The following is a 17,119-nucleotide window of genomic DNA, read 5'->3' as shown; positions in this document are numbered from 1 at the left end:
ACGATCACGCCGATCTGGTCGTACGCGATCACGATGCTGCCGCCCGCGTCGGCGATGGCCTTCTTCACGGACGCCGACGGGCCCTGTCCGGTGGCGAGGTTGACGATGTAGCTGAGGGAGGTCGCGTCGGCCGTCGTGGTCGTCGCGGCCGTCGGGGCACCCTCGGCCGCCGACGCGGTGACGCCCGGCAGGAAGGCGAAGGCGGTCGCCATGGCCATCCCCAGCGGAAGGGCGACGAGGCGACGGGAGCGCTTGCTCAGCGCTGTCATAGAGGTCTCCAGTTGGTTCGCGGTAGCAGTGGTACGAGTCGTGCGGAAGCTCGACAAGTGAGCGGACGGGCTACTTGACCGCCCGCAGGGCGTTGACGATGCCGAAGCCGTAGAAACCGTTCACGCGCTTGTTGCCCGCGCAGGTCGCGTCCACGACGCCGTCGCCGTTGTAGTCGTAGGGGTCCGTCGGGCAGCCCGGGTTGTCCGCCTGCGCCTTCAGAAGCGCCAGGAGCTGCTCCGGAGTCGCGTTCGGGTGGGCGGACTTCAGCAGCGCGGCCACGCCCGCGACGTGCGGCGACGCCATGGAGGTGCCCTGCAGGAAGGCGTACTGGTTGTTCGGCATCGTGGAGAGGATGCGGCCGTCCTTGGACGGCGTGTTCGCGCTCACGAGCTTGTCGCCGCCCGGTCCCGCGACGTCGACGACGTGGTTCCCGTAGCTGGAGTAGTACGACTTGGCGTTGGTGGGCCCGGTCGCGCTGACCGTGACGACACCGTCCAACTGAGTCGGGATGTCAAGGCAGTTGTGCGGGTCGACCGTGCGGTTCCCCGGGGTGGTGTCGTTGGGGCTCGAGGGGTCGAGGATCGCGTGGGAGGCGAGGTCGTCCTTGGAATTACCCGCCGAGGCGACGCTGAGGGTGCCCTTGCGCTGGGCGTACTTCTGGGCGCGGTCGACCGCGTCGACGATGGCCTTCTGGTCCGGGTCGTCCATGCAGTTGTAGCGCCACGGGTCCACGTAGTAGCTGTTGTTGGTGATCTCGACGCCGTGGTCGGCGGCGAACACGAACGCGCAGACGACACTCTCGGCATAGAAGAGCTCACCGACCGGGTCGGCCACCCTGATGCCGGAGACCTTGACGTTCGGGGCGACACCGGCGACGCCGACGCCGTTGCGGGCCGCGGCGATCTCACCGGCGACGTGGGTGCCGTGGTAGTGGCTGGATTCCGCGGGCCGCCAGGCGCCGTAGGAGGTGTCGGCCTTGCCGCTCACGCAGCTCGCGGACTGGGAGGCGGAGAAGTTCGGGGCGAGGTCGGGGTGGGTGTCGTCGACGCCCGTGTCGATGACGGCGACCGTCACGTTGCGGCTGCCCGGGTTGATCCCGGCGGCCTTGTCGGCGCCTATCGCGCGCAGGTCCCACTGGTCGGCCTCGAGCGGTTCCTGGCCCGGCGCGGTGCTCCGAGCGGCGATCTTCGCCGCCTCCGCCTTCGTCAGGTACTGCGCGTCGCCCTCGTCCGTCGTGCCCGCGGCCGTCAGCGGCGCGGTCCGGGTCGCGCCGGCGGACTCCACCCCGCGGACCGTACGGAGGGACTTGGCGAAGCCCGGGTTCGCGGAGCGGACGACGAACACACCGATCTTGTCGTACGTCGCCACGACGGTGCCGTCGGCCGCGGATATCGCTTCTCGCACCGCGGTGAGCGTGTGACTGTCCGTCTTCGTGTTGACCACATAGGTCAGTTCGGTGCCGGAGGCGGTCTCCGCGGTGGCCGTACGCGGGGCGGCCGACGCCGCACCCGGCAGGAAGCCCAGGGAGGCGGTGAGCGACAGCACGACCGGTACGGCGAGGGCGAGTCGGCGTCTGGTGCGCGAATGAGCCATGGGGTCTCCACATCATCCGGAATCGAACATGCCGGAACACATGTGCGCCCGGCAGGTGCATGACGGTGGTGCAGGGCGAAGCTATCCGGCATCCAGACAGGTCAGCAATGATTTCTCGCGAGGATGTGCGAAAGAGGCCGGGGGAGTTGAACCGGTCCATGCGTGGCGCCGTGACCTTGGGCAGGGAGCACCGGGACGATCGGTGCCCCTGCCGATTCACGCAGAGAAGCGCTACCGTCGCACTCTGTCACGTGATCCATGTCACTCAGAAGTCAACCGCCGTATGCCCGTACCCGATCCGTCCCCGACGGCGAACCACTCGCCGCCGACCGCCGTCGTCACCGCACCCGCAACGCGAGGAGACACCGTGGCCACCGACGCACCACCACCCTCCAAGGCAGGGCGGAGCCTTCCGCCCGCCGAGGAGTTCGTCGCGGTCCAGGAGAGCGCAGAATTCGGTGAACTGCGCAGCTCCCACCGCTCGTTCGCCTTTCCGCTGACCGTGGCGTTCATCGCCTGGTACCTCGTCTACGTCCTGCTGTCGAACTACGCGGGCGACTTCATGGGCACCAAGCTCTTCGGCAACCTCAACGTCGCCATGGTGCTCGGCCTCGCCCAGTTCCTCAGCACGTTCCTGATCGCCTGGTGGTACTCGCGGCACGCCGCCGCCAAGCTCGACCCCAAGGCCGAGGCCATCAAGTCCCGTATGGAGGGCGGCGCATGAGCCCCGCAGTGATCCTTGCCGCCGGTGAGGCGAGCGAGCACCGGCCGTTGATCATCACCCTGTTCTCGGTGTTCGTGGTGGCGACTCTCGTCATCACCGTCTGGGCCGGCCGCCAGACCAAGGACGCCGCCGACTTCTACGCCGGCGGCCGCCAGTTCACCGCCTTCCAGAACGGCCTGGCCGTCTCCGGTGACTACATGTCCGCCGCGTCCTTCCTCGGCATCGCGGGCGCGATCGCCCTGTTCGGGTACGACGGCTTCCTGTACTCCATCGGCTTCCTGGTCGCCTGGCTTGTCGCCCTGCTCCTGGTCGCCGAACCGCTGCGCAACTCCGGTCGGTACACCATGGGTGACGTGCTGGCGTACCGCATGCGCCAGCGCCCGGTCCGTACCGCGGCCGGTACCTCCACCATCGTCGTGTCGATCTTCTACCTGCTCGCCCAGATGGCGGGCGCGGGCGTCCTGGTGTCCCTGCTGCTCGGCATCACCAGCGACGGCGGCAAGATCGGCATCGTCGCCCTGGTCGGCGTCCTGATGATCGTCTACGTCACCATCGGCGGTATGAAGGGCACCACGTGGGTGCAGATGGTCAAGGCGGTCCTGCTGATCCTGGGCGCTCTGCTGCTGACCTTCCTGGTCCTGCTGAAGTTCCACTTCAACATCTCCGACCTCCTCGGCAAGGCCGCCGACAACAGCGGCAAGGGCTCGGCCTTCCTCGAGCCCGGCCTGAAGTACGGCGCCACCGGCACGACCAAGCTGGACTTCATCTCGCTCGGTGTCGCCCTGGTCCTGGGCACCGCGGGCCTGCCGCACATCCTGATCCGCTTCTACACGGTGCCCACCGCCAAGGCGGCCCGGAAGTCGGTGAACTGGGCGATCGGACTGATCGGCGCCTTCTACCTGATGACCCTCGCCCTCGGCTTCGGCGCCGCCGCGCTGATCAAACCGGACGAGATCATCGCCTCCAACAAGGCGGGCAACACGGCCGCCCCCCTGCTCGCGCTGCATCTGGGCGGCACGGACTCCAACTGGGGCGCGATCCTGCTGGCCAGCATCTCGGCGGTCGCCTTCGCCACGATCCTCGCGGTCGTCGCCGGGCTCACCCTGGCCTCGTCCTCGTCCTTCGCACACGACATCTACGCGAACGTCATCAAGAAGGGCCAGGCCGACGAGAAGCAGGAGATGCGTGCGGCCCGCTGGGCCACGGTCGGCATCGGCGCCGTGTCCATCGTGCTGGGCGCCCTCGCCCGTGACCTGAACGTCGCCGGTCTGGTCGCCCTCGCCTTCGCGGTGGCCGCCTCCGCCAACCTGCCGACGATCCTCTACAGCCTCTTCTGGAAGCGGTTCACCACCACGGGCGCGCTGTGGTCGATCTACGGCGGTCTGGTCACCGCGGTCGGCCTGGTGCTGTTCTCCCCGGTGGTCTCCGGCAAGGCGACGTCGATGTTCCCGGACGTCGACTTCCACTGGTTCCCGCTGGAGAACCCGGGCATCATCTCCATTCCGGTCGGATTCCTGCTGGGCTGGCTGGGCACGCTGCTGTCCAAGGAAGAACCGGATGCCCGGAAGTACGCGGAGTTGGAGGTGCGGTCCCTGACCGGAACCGGGGCGCACTGACCGATTCGCACCGACGGCCGCGTCGTAGGAATCCACGACGCGGCCGCGGCGTACCTCGTGCGGTCCTGGCACTGTCGATGTCAGCGGCGTCACGTACTCTCGCAGTGACGGAGAATGAGACATCCGCGATGAGGGAGGGGGCCCACGTGCTCATCGACACCTACGGCCGGGTGGCCACCGACCTGCGGGTATCGCTGACCGACCGGTGCAATCTGCGGTGCACGTACTGCATGCCCGAGGAGGGCCTGCAGTGGCTGGCGAAGCCCGACCTGCTGACGGACGACGAGATCGTCCGCCTGATCGACATCGCGGTCACCTCCCTCGGTATCAAGGAGGTCCGCTTCACGGGAGGCGAGCCCCTGCTCCGCCCCGGACTGGTCGGCATCGTCGAGCGGGTCGCCGCGCTGCGTCCGCGCCCCCAGATGTCCCTCACCACGAACGGCATCGGCCTGAAGCGCACGGCCGCCGCCCTGGAGGCCGCAGGCCTCGACCGGGTGAACGTCTCGCTGGACACCCTCCGCCCGGACGTCTTCAAGAACCTCACCCGCCGGGACCGCCACAAGGACGTCATCGAGGGCCTGAGAGCCGCCCGCGAGGCGGGCCTGACCCCCGTCAAGGTCAATACCGTCCTGATGCCGGGCCTGAACGACGACGAGGCCCCGGACCTGCTGGCCTGGGCGGTCGAGCACGACTACGAGCTGCGCTTCATCGAGCAGATGCCCCTGGACGCCCAGCACGGCTGGAAACGCGAGGGCATGGTCACCGCGGGGGACATCCTGGCCGCACTGCGCACGCGTTTCGAGCTGACCCCCGAGGGCGCCGACACGCGCGGATCCGCCCCGGCCGAACGCTGGATCGTCGACGGCGGCCCGCACCGCGTCGGGGTGATCGCCTCGGTCACCCGTCCGTTCTGCGCGGCCTGCGACCGCACCCGGCTCACGGCCGACGGACAGGTACGCACCTGCCTGTTCGCCACCGAGGAGACCGACCTGCGCGGCGCACTGCGCTCCGGTGCCCCCGACGAGGAGATCGCCCGTATCTGGCGGCTGGCGATGTGGGGCAAGAAGGCGGGTTCGGGCCTGGACGATCCGTCGTTCCTGCAGCCGGAGCGGCCGATGTCCGCGATCGGGGGATGACCGGGCCCGGATGCCCGCGATCAGAGTGATACGGCTCGGATACCCGCGATCAGGGTGATTCGGCCCGGATACCCGCGGGCCAGCGGGTGACTCAGTCCGCTGGTGAGCCGCTTTCGGGAGACTCCCAGTCCTCCAGCGCGACGACGTCCTTCAGGAACCCCCGTACGCCCAGGAACTTCGACAGGTGTTCCCGGTGCTCCTCGCAGGCGAGCCATGTCTTGCGGCGCTCCGGGGTGTGGATCTTCGGGTTGTTCCACGCGAGCACCCACACGGCGGGGGCGCGGCAGCCCTTGGCGGAGCAGATCGGCGCATCATGATCAGGGACGGTCACGCTCCGACCCTACCGCGTCCCCGACCGGCCAAAAGGCGACGCCGAGCAGCCACGGGGGGAGCTGCCCGGCGTCGGTCTGTCGCTCCGACGGGGGATGCGGAGCGCGTACGAAGTATGTCATGCGTCACCCGGTGCCCGGCACCGGAACAACATGATTGATCTCAGCTTTTCCCGGGCTCGGTGCGGGAGGGGGTTTCGCGTCGCGGCGACGTCCTGGCGATCCGCGTGGTCAGGCCCGCTCGCGCGACTCGCTCCGGAACCCCGCCGCAGGCCCGGCCGGGGCGTCTTCCGAAACGGATTCCGCGGCACCCGCTCCGCCCCCGACTTCGCTCGAATCGGAGGCGTCCCCACCGTGCGGCCCGATCATGGGGCGCATAGGAGCGGTGACGAACGTGGACGGCAGAGAGGGCGCGTTCTCCCGCCCGGCATTGGCGATGACGACGGCGATATAGGGGAGGATGGCCCCCAGGACCAGCGCGACGATGGCGACGGGCCGCTCGACGTTCCACAGGGTGGCTGCGAGGATCACCGAGACCGTGCGCACGCTCATCGAGATGACGTAGCGGCGCTGCCGGCCCTTCACGTCCGCCGCGAGACCCTGTCGGGCACCGGTGATCCGGAATACCGCGGCGCTACCGCCCTTGTTCAGCTTCCGCATCACATTCCACCATCCGCCTGCTCGGACTTCCCCTGGCCCGCACCCCGTCCGTGCCCCGGCCGGAAGCCGGGCCGCGCACACCGACAACGTTACGCCGCGCCTCCGCCGCCTTCGAGACCGGGGCGGCTTCTGCCTGTGCGAACACACTGCGCACCACGACGTAGGCGTGTGCCCGACATGCGTCGTACGGCCCGCACGCCGAGACTGGGCGTACTGCTCACGTCGAGCCGTACCAGGAGGCAGTCATGGGCTGGTTGTGGGCGATCATCGTCGGATTCATCCTGGGCATCATCGCCAAGCTGATCCTTCCGGGCAGACAACACAGCCCGATCTGGCTGACGACCCTCATGGGCATGCTCGGCGGCATCGTGGGCAACGCGGTCGCCCGTGCCATCGGTATCGCGTCCACCCCCGGCATCGACTGGGGGCGCCATGGCCTCCAGATCGCCGCCGCGGTCCTTTTCGTCTTCGTCGGCGAGACCGCGTACCTGGCGAAGAAGGGTGAGAGAGAGCGGCAGAGGGCGTGACGCCCATGGAAAACGGGGCGGCCTCCCGGAGCGCCGCCCCCCTTTCCGCCGGGATTACGGAGAACGCCTCAGGCGCCCGTGACCTCGACCGCGGCCAGGTTCTTCTTGCCACGGCGCAGCACCAGCCAGCGGCCGTGCAGCAGATCCTCCGCCGCGGGCACGGCGTCCTCGGCGGACACCTTGACGTTGTTCACGTACGCGCCGCCCTCCTTCACCGTGCGCCGCGCGGCCGACTTGCTGGCCACCAGACCCACCTCGGCGAACAGGTCGACCACCTGGGTCGGCTCGGCGACCTCGATGTGCGGCACCTCGGACAGGGCCGCCGCCAGCGTCTTCTCGTCGAGTTCGGCCAAGTCGCCCTGGCCGAAGAGGGCCTTGGACGCGGCGATCACGGCGGCCGTCTGGTCGGCGCCGTGCACCAGCGTGGTCAGCTCCTCGGCCAGCGCCCGCTGCGCGGCCCGGGCCTGCGGACGCTCCTCCGTCTGCTTCTCCAGCTCCTCCAGCTCCTCACGGGACTTGAAGGACAGGATCCGCATGTACGACGAGATGTCCCGGTCGTCCGTGTTCAGCCAGAACTGGTAGAACGCGTACGGCGTCGTCATCTCCGGGTCCAGCCAGACGGCGCCGCCCTCGGTCTTGCCGAACTTGGTGCCGTCCGCCTTCGTCATCAGCGGCGTCGCCAGGGCGTGCACCGTCGCGTTCGGCTCCAGCCGGTGGATCAGGTCCAAGCCTGCCGTGAGGTTGCCCCACTGGTCGCTGCCGCCCTGCTGGAGCGTGCAGCCGTACCTCCGGTAGAGCTCAAGGAAGTCCATGCCCTGCAGGAGCTGGTAGCTGAACTCCGTGTAGCTGATGCCCTCGGAGGACTCCAGACGCCGGGCGACGGAGTCCTTGGTCAGCATCTTGTTGACACGGAAGTGCTTGCCGATGTCCCGGAGGAACTCGATCGCGGACAGGCCCTCGGTCCAGTCGAGGTTGTTGACCATCGTCGCCGCGTTCTCCCCCTCGAAGGAGAGGAACGGCTCGATCTGGCCGCGCAGTCTGTCGACCCAGCCGGCCACCGTCTCCGGAGCGTTCAGCGTGCGCTCGGCGGTCGGGCGCGGGTCACCGATCTGGCCCGTGGCGCCGCCCACCAGCGCCAGCGGCCGGTGGCCGGCCTGCTGGAGCCGGCGCACGGTGAGCACCTGCACCAGGTGACCGATGTGCAGGGACGGCGCGGTCGGGTCGAAGCCGCAATAGAACGTGACGGGACCGTCCGTGAACGCCTTGCGCAATGCGTCCTCGTCCGTGGAGAGGGCGATAAGCCCACGCCACTTCAGTTCGTCGACGATGTCCGTCACGGTTCTCGCGTCTCCTCAAATGATCTTCGGGGCAGTCGGGTGACAGCCGCCTACGAGGTTATACGCCCTGGCTGACAGAACTCATGTTGAAATCGGGCACCCGCAGTGACGGCATCGCGGCGCGCGTGAACCAGTCGCTCCATTCGCGCGGCAGGGTCTTCTCCGTGCGGCCCGCCTCGTCGGCGCGGCCCAGCAGGTCGACCGGGGACTCGTTGAACCGGAAGTTGTTGACCTCGGCGGTGACCTCGCCGTTCTCGACAAGGTAGACGCCGTCCCGGGTCAGGCCGGTGAGCAGCAGGGTCGCGGGGTCGACCTCGCGGATGTACCAGAGGCAGGTCAGCAGCAGACCGCGCTCGGTGTTCGCGATCATCTCCTCCAGGGACCGGTCGGAGCCCCCGTCCAGGATCAGGTTGCCGATCGACGGTGTGACCGGAAGGCCGGTCAGGGCCGCGGTGTGCCGGGTGCTCGTCAGGTGCTTCAGCTCGCCGCCGCCGATCCATTCGGTGGCCTTGAGCGGCAGCCCGTTGTCGAACACCGACGCGTCGTCGCCCGAGGAGTGCGCGATGACGAAGGGCGACGTCTCGAGGCCGGGGTGCTGGGGATCGCTGCGCAGGGTCAGCGGCAGCCGGGAGAGCTTCTCGCCGATGCGCGTGCCACCGCCGGGCTTGCTGAAGACCGTGCGGCCCTCGGCCGCGTCCCGGGCCGCCGACGACCACAGCTGGTAGACCAGCAGGTCCGCGACCGCGGTCGGCGGCAGCAGCGTCTCGTACCGGCCCGCGGGCAGCTCGACCCTGCGCTCCGCCCACCCGAGCCGCCGGGCCAGCTCGGTGTCCAGCGCCGCCGGGTCGACGTCCTTGAAGTCCCGGGTGGAGCAGCCCGCCCACGCGGAACGCGTCCGGTCCGGCGACTTGGCGTTGAGCTCCAGCGTGCCGCTCGGCTGGTCGTGGCGCAGACGCAGCCCCGTCGACGTGCCGACGTAGGTCGACACGAGTTCGTGGTGGGCGAAGCCGTACAGCTCCCGGCCGCCCGCACGCGCGCGTGCGAACGACTCCCCGAGCGCGGGCGCGAAGTCCGCGAAGACGGCGGACGAGGTCTCGGCGGGCGCGTCCGTGAAGTCGGGCGACTCCGGCACCCCTGTCACCAGCGGCCGCGCGTCCTCGGCGGGCCCCGCGCCGCGTGCGGCGGCCTCCGCGGCCCGTACCAGCGGCTCCAGGTCGTCGGCGGTGACGGCCGAGCGCGAGACGACCCCGGACGCCGTGCCCTCCTTGCCGTCGACGGTCGCGATCACGGTGAGGGTGCGCCCGCGCGTGACACCGTTCGTGGTCAGCGCGTTGCCCGCCCACCGCAGGTTGGCGCTGGAGTGCTCGTCGGCGATGACGACGCACCCGTCCGCGCGGGACAGACCGAGGGCACGCTCGACGATCTCGTGAGGCTTGTTCGTACGGGCGGTCATCGGCCGGCCTCCTGCGTGGTGTTGAGCACGTTGACGCCCTTGAAGAGGGCCGAGGGGCAGCCGTGGGAGACGGCCGCGATCTGACCCGGCTGGGCCTTGCCGCAGTTGAAGGCGCCGCCGAGGACGTATGTCCCCGGGCCGCCGACGGCCGCCATGGAGCCCCAGAAGTCGGTGGTCGTCGCCTGGTAGGCGACGTCGCGAAGCTGACCGGTGATCCGTCCGTTCTCGATCCTGAAGAACCGCTGCGCCGTGAACTGGAAGTTGTACCTCTGCATGTCGATCGACCAGGATCGGTCGCCGACGACGTAGATCCCGTTGTCCACGCCACCGATCAGGTCCTCGGTGGACAGCCCGGCCGGGTCCGGTTGCAGGGACACGTTGGCCATGCGCTGCACCGGCACGTGCGAGGGCGAGTCGGCGTACGCGCATCCGTTGGACCGCTCGAACCCGGTCAGCCTCGCGATGCGCCGGTCCAACTGGTAGCCGACCAGCGTGCCGTCCTTGACGAGGTCCCAGGACTGGCCCGCGACCCCCTCGTCGTCGTACCCGATGGTCGCCAGGCCGTGCTCGACGGTGCGGTCACCGGTGACGTTCATCAGCTCCGAGCCGTACTTCAGCTTGCCCAGTTGGTCGAAGGTGGCGAAGGAGGTACCCGCGTACGCGGCCTCGTAGCCGAGGGCCCGGTCCAGCTCGGTGGCGTGCCCGATGGACTCGTGAATGGTCAGCCACAGATTCGACGGGTCGACGACCAGGTCGTACACGCCCGCCTCGACGCTCGGCGCGCGCATCTTCTCGGCGAGCAGTTCGGGGATCTGATCCAGTTCGGAGTCCCAGTCCCAGCCGGTGCCGGTCAGGTACTCCCAGCCGCGGCCGGCCGGCGGCGCGAGGGTGCGCATCGAGTCGAACTCGCCCGTCGACTCGTCGACCGAGACGGCGGTGACCTGCGGGTGCAGCCGCACACGCTGCTGGGTGGTCACGGTCCCGGCGGTGTCGGCGTAGAACTTGTTCTCGTGCACGGTCAGCAGCGAGGCGTCCACGTGGCTGACGCCGTCGGCCGCGAGCAGCCGGGCGCTCCAGTCCGCGAGCAGCCCCGTCTTCTCCTCGTCGGGCACGGTGAAGGGGTCGATGTCGTACGACGAGACCCAGGTCTTCTCGGCGTGCACCGGCTCGTCCGCCAACTCCACCCTCCCCCACTGCCTGAAAGGCGTGGGAGGTGCCCCCATGTCGGACCCCGCAGCCTTGATCACCTGCGCCGACAGTTTGGCCATCGCCACGGCCTGCGAGGCGACCTTGGCGGCGGCGTCCTGGGTGAGATCGACACCCGAGGCGAATCCCCAGGTCCCGCCGTGCACGACCCGCACCGCGTACCCAAGGTCGGTGGTGTCCGACGACCCGGAGGGCTTGCCGTCGCGCAGCCGCCACGCGCCACTGCGCACCCGCTCGAACCGGAAGTCCGCGTGCTCGGCCCCGAGCGACCGCGCGCGGGCGAGGGCGGCGTCGGCGAGGGGGCGTAGGGGGAGGGCCAGGAATGACTGATCGACTTCGTGGGGCACGGGTGGGATCCCTTCGAGGTTGACTGCCTGCGAGGCCATCGCAAGCAGTGAACCACGTCCCCCTGGCCGGGTCTCCCACGCGTGGATTCAGCCGTCGAGCGACGAGTCCGCCGCGAGTGCCGTGAACGCGGCCCAGGCGGTCGGGGTGACGGTGAGGGGCCGGATCGCCTTGTCCTTGGAGTCGCGGATGTGGACTGCTTCGGAGCACGCGGCGACCTCGACGCAGTTGTCGCCGTCGCCGCCGCTGTAGCTGCTCTTGAACCAGTTCACGGCTACTTCGACGCAGTTGCCGCCGCCACTGCCGCTGTAGCTGCTCTTGAACCAGGCCAGCTCATCAGTGGTGCTCATAGCGCTCCTCGCATCTGTTCCAGCAGGTTCACCGTAGCCCGGCAATCCAGGGCTTGAGAACGGAGCTTGCCATAGCGTTGATGGAGGACGCTCACCTCGCCGGGATCAGCGATCAGAGTGCTGGACCGATGCCCCTCGGTGTAACCGAACCACTGGTGTCCAGGCGTCTCGGCCAAGTACAGCTGACCGTCGACTCCACAGTGGTCTTCCTGATGCAGAGGCATGATTTGGACCTCGACGTTGGTCCGCATGCTTACATGCAACAGGTGGTCGATGACGGCCTTGGTCACCGATGCGCCACCCACTCCTCGTTCAAGGATGGCCTGTTCGATGATGAACGTGAACGCGGTGTTCGGCCGCTCGGCAAGTAACGCCTGGCGTTCAAGCCGTGCCGCCACCTTGTGGTCGATTTGCTCGTCGGTCCACGGCGGGAGTTGCCGTTTGAACACCGCCCTCGCGTACCCCTCCGGTTGCAACAACCCCGGAACCGCTCGGCACTCATACGCATACAAGGAGATCGCCTCTTCCTCGATCCCCGCCCACTGCCGGAACCATGAAGCCAGCCCAGCCCTCCTCGTCAGACTCCTCGCCGCGGCGCTGAGCACCTTGACCGCGACCGCCCCCAGCACCTCCTCCGCCCGCGCGGGAAGATCCGTCGGCGGAAACCGCTTCCCCTGCTCGATCTTCGCGACGTACGCGGCCGAGTACCGCACCCGCCCGGCGAACTCCTCCTGCGTCAGGCCGGATTCCTCGCGTAAGGCCTTCAGGACCGCGCCGAACGTCTTGAGACTGTCGGAGAGTTCGGGTTCGTTGTTCGTACCGCCGCCCCCACCATGGTCCGCCGTCATCGCCGCGTACCTCCCGTGCCGTGCTCACGTTCTCGCCGACGCCCGCTCAACCAGCCCAACCCTTCCAGCGTCACGGCGAGTTACCCACCCAGTCCAGAGTGTGCGCTGATACAGCCGCGTCTGTATGGGTTTCGTTCCTGTTGGCGGGGCGGGCGGATCCGGAACGTTGCCTTCATGCCAGTACCGCACGCCCAAGAGGCCGTTACCGTAAGTGTGTTCGTCCAGCGGCTGTCCGCCACCCGGCGCGGAGCGCGGCTCGCCCGTCGGCTGGCCGTGCACCAGCTCGACCAGTGGGGCGTGCCGTACGGCAGCCCGGCCTCCGAAGCCGTCGCCCTCGTCGTCGCCGAACTCGCGGCCAACGCGGTCCTGCACGGCCGCGTACCGGGACGGGACTTCGAACTGCGGCTGCGCTGCGACCGTGCCGCTGGCCTCGTACGCGTCGAGGTGTCCGACACTCACCCGGCACGGCCGAAGCCACCGGAGTCGATCCCCGACCCGGCGGACGGCGACGGCGGCAGAGGCCTCCTCCTCGTGGAAGCCCTCGCCGCGCGGTGGGGCGTCCGCGAGCGCACCGGGCCGGGCAAGACCGTGTGGGCGGAGTGCGCACTGCCCGCGGCCCCGTGCCTCCGCCGCGCATAGCCGGGTCCGTCGACTGCCATGCTGCCCCTCGAAACGCTTCGGCTGCGTACCTGGTTCAACAAGTACGCAGCCAAAGGCTCGCTCGGGGATTTTTCAGTCCGTGGGCATGATCGGTTCGCCGCTCGTGATGATGCTCTGCTGCGACTCTTCAGGGAGGTGCTGTTCCTGAGGCGTTCCCGGACCCGACGACCCTGTCGGCGACGTGCTCGATGATGAGACCTCGGGCGTCGTTTCCCTGGCAGGGGTCGACTGAGCAGGGACCGGCGGTGCTTCGCCGGTTCCTCCGTCTGCGGAGTCAGAACCGCAGGCCGTGGCGGCAAACAGCGGAAGCAGGGCGATGAGCGCCATCCTCATGCGCAACGTCACGGAGTCCTCCTCGGCGGGAGATCCCGGCGTCCGTCGACGGACAGCCCGGTCACCAAGAAGAGTACTTGTTGAATGCGTCGCCGACCCAGGTGGCGAAGTACGGAGAACGCATCACGGTGGGAGCCGATACCTCGTCGGACGGAACGTTACTGTTCACACCGTTCACGTACCCGCTGTAGTAGACGTTGTCATCCTTGCCGTAGATCCACGGGCCGCCGCTGGAACCCCCGGTCATGTTGCACGGGATCTTGATCTGGTCCGTGACGGAGGAGCTCCGCTGCGACGTGGTTCCCGCGCAGTAGTACTGCCACTGGCCGTCAAATCCGTACGAGGCCGGATATCCCATGGCCGTCATGTAGCGCTCTTTGCCGTAGTTCCACTGGATTCCCAGACCACCAACGGCGTCGACGAGCTCAGTGCCGTTGAGCGGGGTCGCGATGACGATGCCCAGGTCGTAGCCGAAGTCGCCGTCGTTCATCCATCCGTTGAACGAGATGAGCCAGTCGGCTCGCCAGGTGCCGTACGGCCGCTTGCCGTGATCGTAGTAGGGGACGTACTGCCAGTTCGTCGCCCAGGACTTACCGGGGCCGCCGTGGACGCAGTGCCCGGCGGTGAAGATCATGTTCTTGTTGGCACTGTTCACCGACGAGGCCGAGCAGACATAGTCCTTGCCGTCAGAGCCGGTGAAGAACACTTTGCCGACGACCTTCGTGGCGCTGACCGTGATGGAGGCGCCGACGGTGACCGGTTCGGATCCGATGGTGGGCTTGCCGGTCGCTAATTGCGGAGCAGTGGTGGATTCGGCCGCCCCTTCGTCTGCGGTGGGATCACCGATGTCCACGGGGACGGCTGCTTCCATCCGTTCGGTGGTCCAGTACTCGTCGAGAGTGGCGCGCTTTGTGTTCACCGCGTGAGCGACGGTGTCAGTGGGATTCTGTTCGGCGACTGCGGACGGTATGAGTCCTATGAACAGGCCTGCGGCCGCCACCGCGGTGACGGCCGACCGGATCGCGACACGGCGGATCGATCTGAGACGCAAAGGAGACCCCTCCCCTGAACTCCGGTAACCGAGTGCGGCCAGCCACCCCCTGTGGCTGGTGTGGCGCCGGAGGTTTGTAAAGCGAAAGTAATGTGTGGGTATAGGTGGCACAAGGCGAGGTCCGGCCAAGGTGAGCCTAAAGCCGCCACCAATGGATCTTGGACGGGGAACGCCCCTGAGTGGGTGGAATTTCGGACGTCTGCCTGCTGACGTCGGGGGCGGGGCCGGTAGCCTGCCCGCATGAGTGGGCGGGATGCTCACGCAGCGGTGAATGCACCGGATTCCCCGGCGGCACGGATTTCGGCCGCACTACGGTGGTGGCATGTCCTCCAGTAAATGGCGCACTGGCCGCAGGAAGGGCAAGAACTCGCACCGAGTGCGCACGAACCGACCCACCCCCGCGCCCCGCCCGACCATTGCCGCACTTACCCCCGCCCAGGTCGCACGGGAGTGCGAACGGCTGGCCGCCCACCACCCGCAGGACCGCGAGGAACTGCTCCTCGAGGCCGCCGACGCGTGGCAGGAAGCGGGTGAGCCCGACAGGGCGCTCGCGCTGTACGAGCGGCTGCTGGATCCGGACACCGGGGGCGCCTCGGAACCGGACCTGGTGGACGCCTTCCGGATCGGCGCGCTGTGGGACGCGGGACGCGAGGAGGACGCCCGTGCGGCGGCCGCCGCCTTCCGCAAGAGGCACCCCCGCCACCCGGCCGCCTGGAACTTCGTGGCCGAGGCCTTCGAGGGAGCGGGTGAGTCGGCGACGGCCGCCGAGTGGTACACGGCAGGCGTCACACACGTACTTGGCGCGGGCACCCCGGTGACGGCGGACGCGGTGGAGGAAGCCCCGGACGGCTTCGACCTGGAGACTTTGGTCATCGGCCGCCACCGGGTGCGGCGCCTGCTGGGTTCCCCGCATGACGACTGGGACGACGTGGCCGACGAACTGCACGAGCGGCGCGAGACGGCCTGGCTGGGCCGCGCGCGGCCGCTCGACGAGGCCCACGACCCGCTCCGCCTCAAGCGGCTGAAGGAAGGCGGAGCCGAAGCGCTGGACGCCGGGATCGCGGCACTGACGGACACGCTGGAGACGGCCCGAACCGCGCCCACCGGCCCCCGGAAGACCTGTGTCCTGTACTGGCCGCCGGACGAGTTCACGAAGCTGCTCGAGCGTCGGCCGAAGGCAGCAGAGGCGTACGGCGACGACCACGCCGGCCACAAGCGGCAGGTCGAACGGACACTGGGGGAGCTGTCCGAGGAGGGCGTTCCGCATCTGGCGGTCGGCCACGCCACACTGGCCGGGCTGGAGGCCCACGCGGAGAAGATCGCCGCATCCCCCGACACCTCGGACACCTGTTCCGCGTACGCGGCCGAACTCGCCCGCACAGGACGGACGACCGACTGGCCGCCTCCGCGCAACGGCCCCTGCTGGTGCGGCTCGGCCCGCAAGTACAAGAAGTGCTGCGGGAATCCGGCGCTGGCGTGACCGGGTCGGGTAAGCCCGCGCTCTTGAGGGGATATCTCCTCAAGGCGGTGGTGCTTACCGGAGGGGGATCCGATGCGGGATCCGGACTGGCTTCTTTCCGAACCGATCGCACACCGTGGCCTCTTCGACCCCGTGCTGGGCATTCCCGAGAACTCCCTTTCGGCGTTCCGCCGCGCGGCCGAGCAGGGCATTCCGATCGAGCTCGACGTCCAGTTGGCCCATGACGGCACGCTGGCTGTCCTGCACGATGCCACGCTGGAGCGGATGACGGGCAGGGCACTGCCTGTATCCCAGGTCTGTCGCACGGACTTGGGCCGACTGCGACTTGGCGACTCCGGTGAACCGGTGCCCACCCTCGAGCAGGCCCTTGAGGCGACCGACAGCCGCGTCCCCGTCGTCATCGATGTACGGCGTTGGGGCCGGGAGTCGAGCCCGCGGCTGGAGCGAGCCGTAGCCGGGGGCATCCGGGACTACCGGGGCCCGCTCGCCTTGCAGTCCTTCGACCCGCTCGCCGTGTACCGGCTGCGGCGCCTGATCCCCGACAGGCCGGTCGGGCAGATCTCCGGAGCCCTGCGCTCCGCCGGTCGGGCAGCCGCACTGATCGGCCGCACCATGGTCACCAACTTCGCGACATCGCCCGACTTCATCGCCTACGAACTCGAGATGCTGCCGTCCCGCTGGACCACGTTCTGGCAGAACAGAGGGACACCGGTCCTCGCCTGGACCGTCACATCGGCGAAAACCGAGGCGCACGCGGCACGTGTGGCGGACAATTTCTTCTTCGACGGGTACCTTCCTACGGCCCACCGGGTGCCCGAGATGTGAGGGAGGATTCTGTGGGGACGCCTTGGCGGAGGTTCCGCGCCCCAGCCCTCGACGAGTTCCTGGAGGTCGCCGACGACGAGTTGGATGCGGCCGTTGAGCGGTACGTGCAACGGTTACGGCACTTCTACGATGCGCGAGCCCGCTGGCACAGACGAGGCTACCGGGCCAGCGGCATCGTCGTGATCGCCGTAGGCGCACTGCTACCGCTCGTCGCGACCTCGCAGTTCCCTCACAAGGAACTGACCCTGTCCCTCGTCGGTGTCACCGTCTCGGTGATCACAGCCCTGCGCTCCTTCTACCGGTTCGACCAGTCATGGATTCTGCTGCGCAACACGGAAATAGCGATCAGTCATGCGTACTTGGAGTGGAAACTCTC

General features: G+C 68.7%; 17 protein-coding genes and 1 pseudogene. 8 read left to right on the top strand and 10 right to left on the bottom strand.

The features are described from left to right. A pseudogene (locus ACWDEX_RS36415) lies at window positions 1-269 on the bottom strand (peptidase S8); the annotation flags it as partial. A gap of 70 nt (window positions 270-339) precedes the next feature. Beyond that, complete coding sequence (locus ACWDEX_RS36410) at window positions 340-1,863, bottom strand: S8 family peptidase (protein ID WP_450468860.1); 1,524 nt, start codon at window positions 1,861-1,863, stop codon at window positions 340-342. A gap of 367 nt (window positions 1,864-2,230) precedes the next feature. Here ACWDEX_RS36410 and ACWDEX_RS36405 point away from each other — a divergent pair, with 367 nt between their 5' ends. The 3 genes from ACWDEX_RS36405 (at window position 2,231) to moaA (ending at window position 5,339) form a co-directional block, all read left to right on the top strand. Continuing rightward, window positions 2,231-2,587: a DUF485 domain-containing protein gene (locus ACWDEX_RS36405; protein ID WP_450468859.1), complete on the top strand. Its 357-nt coding sequence runs from the start codon at window positions 2,231-2,233 to the stop codon at window positions 2,585-2,587. Beyond that, window positions 2,584-4,203, top strand: coding sequence for a solute symporter family protein (locus ACWDEX_RS36400; RefSeq protein WP_450468857.1), 1,620 nt, complete (start codon window positions 2,584-2,586; stop codon window positions 4,201-4,203). Before ACWDEX_RS36405 ends, ACWDEX_RS36400 begins: the two co-directional genes overlap by 4 nt. A gap of 146 nt (window positions 4,204-4,349) precedes the next feature. Then, on the top strand, window positions 4,350-5,339 hold the full coding sequence (gene moaA, locus ACWDEX_RS36395; protein ID WP_450468861.1) for a GTP 3',8-cyclase MoaA: 990 nt from the start codon (window positions 4,350-4,352) through the stop codon (window positions 5,337-5,339). A 91-nt stretch (window positions 5,340-5,430) separates the two neighbouring features. On the opposite strand, the gene ACWDEX_RS36390 is transcribed toward moaA, so the two are convergent. Both ACWDEX_RS36390 and ACWDEX_RS36385 read right to left on the bottom strand, forming a co-directional pair. Further along, complete coding sequence (locus tag ACWDEX_RS36390) at window positions 5,431-5,670, bottom strand: hypothetical protein (RefSeq protein ID WP_450468855.1); 240 nt, start codon at window positions 5,668-5,670, stop codon at window positions 5,431-5,433. Between the two features lie 229 nt (window positions 5,671-5,899). Next, window positions 5,900-6,328 (bottom strand): DUF3099 domain-containing protein, encoded by a 429-nt coding sequence (locus tag ACWDEX_RS36385; protein WP_450468853.1) that lies wholly within the window; start codon window positions 6,326-6,328, stop codon window positions 5,900-5,902. Between the two features lie 245 nt (window positions 6,329-6,573). On the opposite strand from ACWDEX_RS36385, the gene ACWDEX_RS36380 reads away from it, so the two are divergent. Continuing rightward, entirely contained in the window at window positions 6,574-6,855 is a 282-nt protein-coding gene (locus tag ACWDEX_RS36380) for a GlsB/YeaQ/YmgE family stress response membrane protein (RefSeq protein ID WP_450468851.1), read from the top strand. A 68-nt stretch (window positions 6,856-6,923) separates the two neighbouring features. On the opposite strand, the gene tyrS is transcribed toward ACWDEX_RS36380, so the two are convergent. From tyrS to ACWDEX_RS36355, 5 genes are all read right to left on the bottom strand, one after another. Continuing rightward, window positions 6,924-8,192, bottom strand: coding sequence for a tyrosine--tRNA ligase (gene tyrS / locus ACWDEX_RS36375; RefSeq protein ID WP_450468849.1), 1,269 nt, complete (start codon window positions 8,190-8,192; stop codon window positions 6,924-6,926). Between the two features lie 58 nt (window positions 8,193-8,250). Beyond that, a complete protein-coding gene (locus ACWDEX_RS36370; protein ID WP_450468847.1) occupies window positions 8,251-9,645 on the bottom strand; it encodes a metallopeptidase TldD-related protein in 1,395 nt (464 codons plus the stop codon). Next, window positions 9,642-11,198 (bottom strand): TldD/PmbA family protein, encoded by a 1,557-nt coding sequence (locus ACWDEX_RS36365; protein WP_450468845.1) that lies wholly within the window; start codon window positions 11,196-11,198, stop codon window positions 9,642-9,644. Before ACWDEX_RS36365 ends, ACWDEX_RS36370 begins: the two co-directional genes overlap by 4 nt. A gap of 87 nt (window positions 11,199-11,285) precedes the next feature. Next, the gene (locus ACWDEX_RS36360; protein WP_450468843.1) at window positions 11,286-11,546 is read right to left on the bottom strand and encodes a DUF397 domain-containing protein; all 261 of its coding nucleotides are present in this window, start codon (window positions 11,544-11,546) and stop codon (window positions 11,286-11,288) included. Further along, a complete protein-coding gene (locus ACWDEX_RS36355) occupies window positions 11,543-12,394 on the bottom strand; it encodes a helix-turn-helix domain-containing protein (protein WP_450468842.1) in 852 nt (283 codons plus the stop codon). Before ACWDEX_RS36355 ends, ACWDEX_RS36360 begins: the two co-directional genes overlap by 4 nt. A 174-nt stretch (window positions 12,395-12,568) precedes the next feature. Between ACWDEX_RS36355 and ACWDEX_RS36350 the strand changes: the two genes are divergently transcribed. Next, entirely contained in the window at window positions 12,569-13,033 is a 465-nt protein-coding gene (locus ACWDEX_RS36350) for an ATP-binding protein (protein ID WP_450468840.1), read from the top strand. Between the two features lie 415 nt (window positions 13,034-13,448). Here the strand turns inward: ACWDEX_RS36350 and ACWDEX_RS36345 are convergent, their stop codons facing one another. Further along, entirely contained in the window at window positions 13,449-14,306 is an 858-nt protein-coding gene (locus tag ACWDEX_RS36345; RefSeq protein ID WP_450468838.1) for a trypsin-like serine peptidase, read from the bottom strand. Window positions 14,307-14,760: 454 nt separating this feature from the next. On the opposite strand from ACWDEX_RS36345, the gene ACWDEX_RS36340 reads away from it, so the two are divergent. From ACWDEX_RS36340 to ACWDEX_RS36330, 3 genes are all read left to right on the top strand, one after another. Beyond that, a complete protein-coding gene (locus ACWDEX_RS36340) occupies window positions 14,761-15,918 on the top strand; it encodes a tetratricopeptide repeat protein (protein ID WP_450468836.1) in 1,158 nt (385 codons plus the stop codon). 72 nt (window positions 15,919-15,990) lie between these two features. Continuing rightward, window positions 15,991-16,743, top strand: a complete 753-nt coding sequence (locus tag ACWDEX_RS36335) for a glycerophosphodiester phosphodiesterase family protein (protein ID WP_450468834.1) — start codon at window positions 15,991-15,993, stop codon at window positions 16,741-16,743. 11 nt (window positions 16,744-16,754) lie between these two features. Beyond that, window positions 16,755-17,119: DUF4231 domain-containing protein (locus tag ACWDEX_RS36330; protein ID WP_450468832.1), on the top strand; the 365-nt coding region annotated here is incomplete at its 3' end.

Source organism: Streptomyces sp. NPDC001020 (assembly GCF_053599115.1).
The sequence above is the reverse complement of the archived record's forward strand: the minus strand, read 5'-3'. Positions and strand labels throughout refer to the sequence as shown.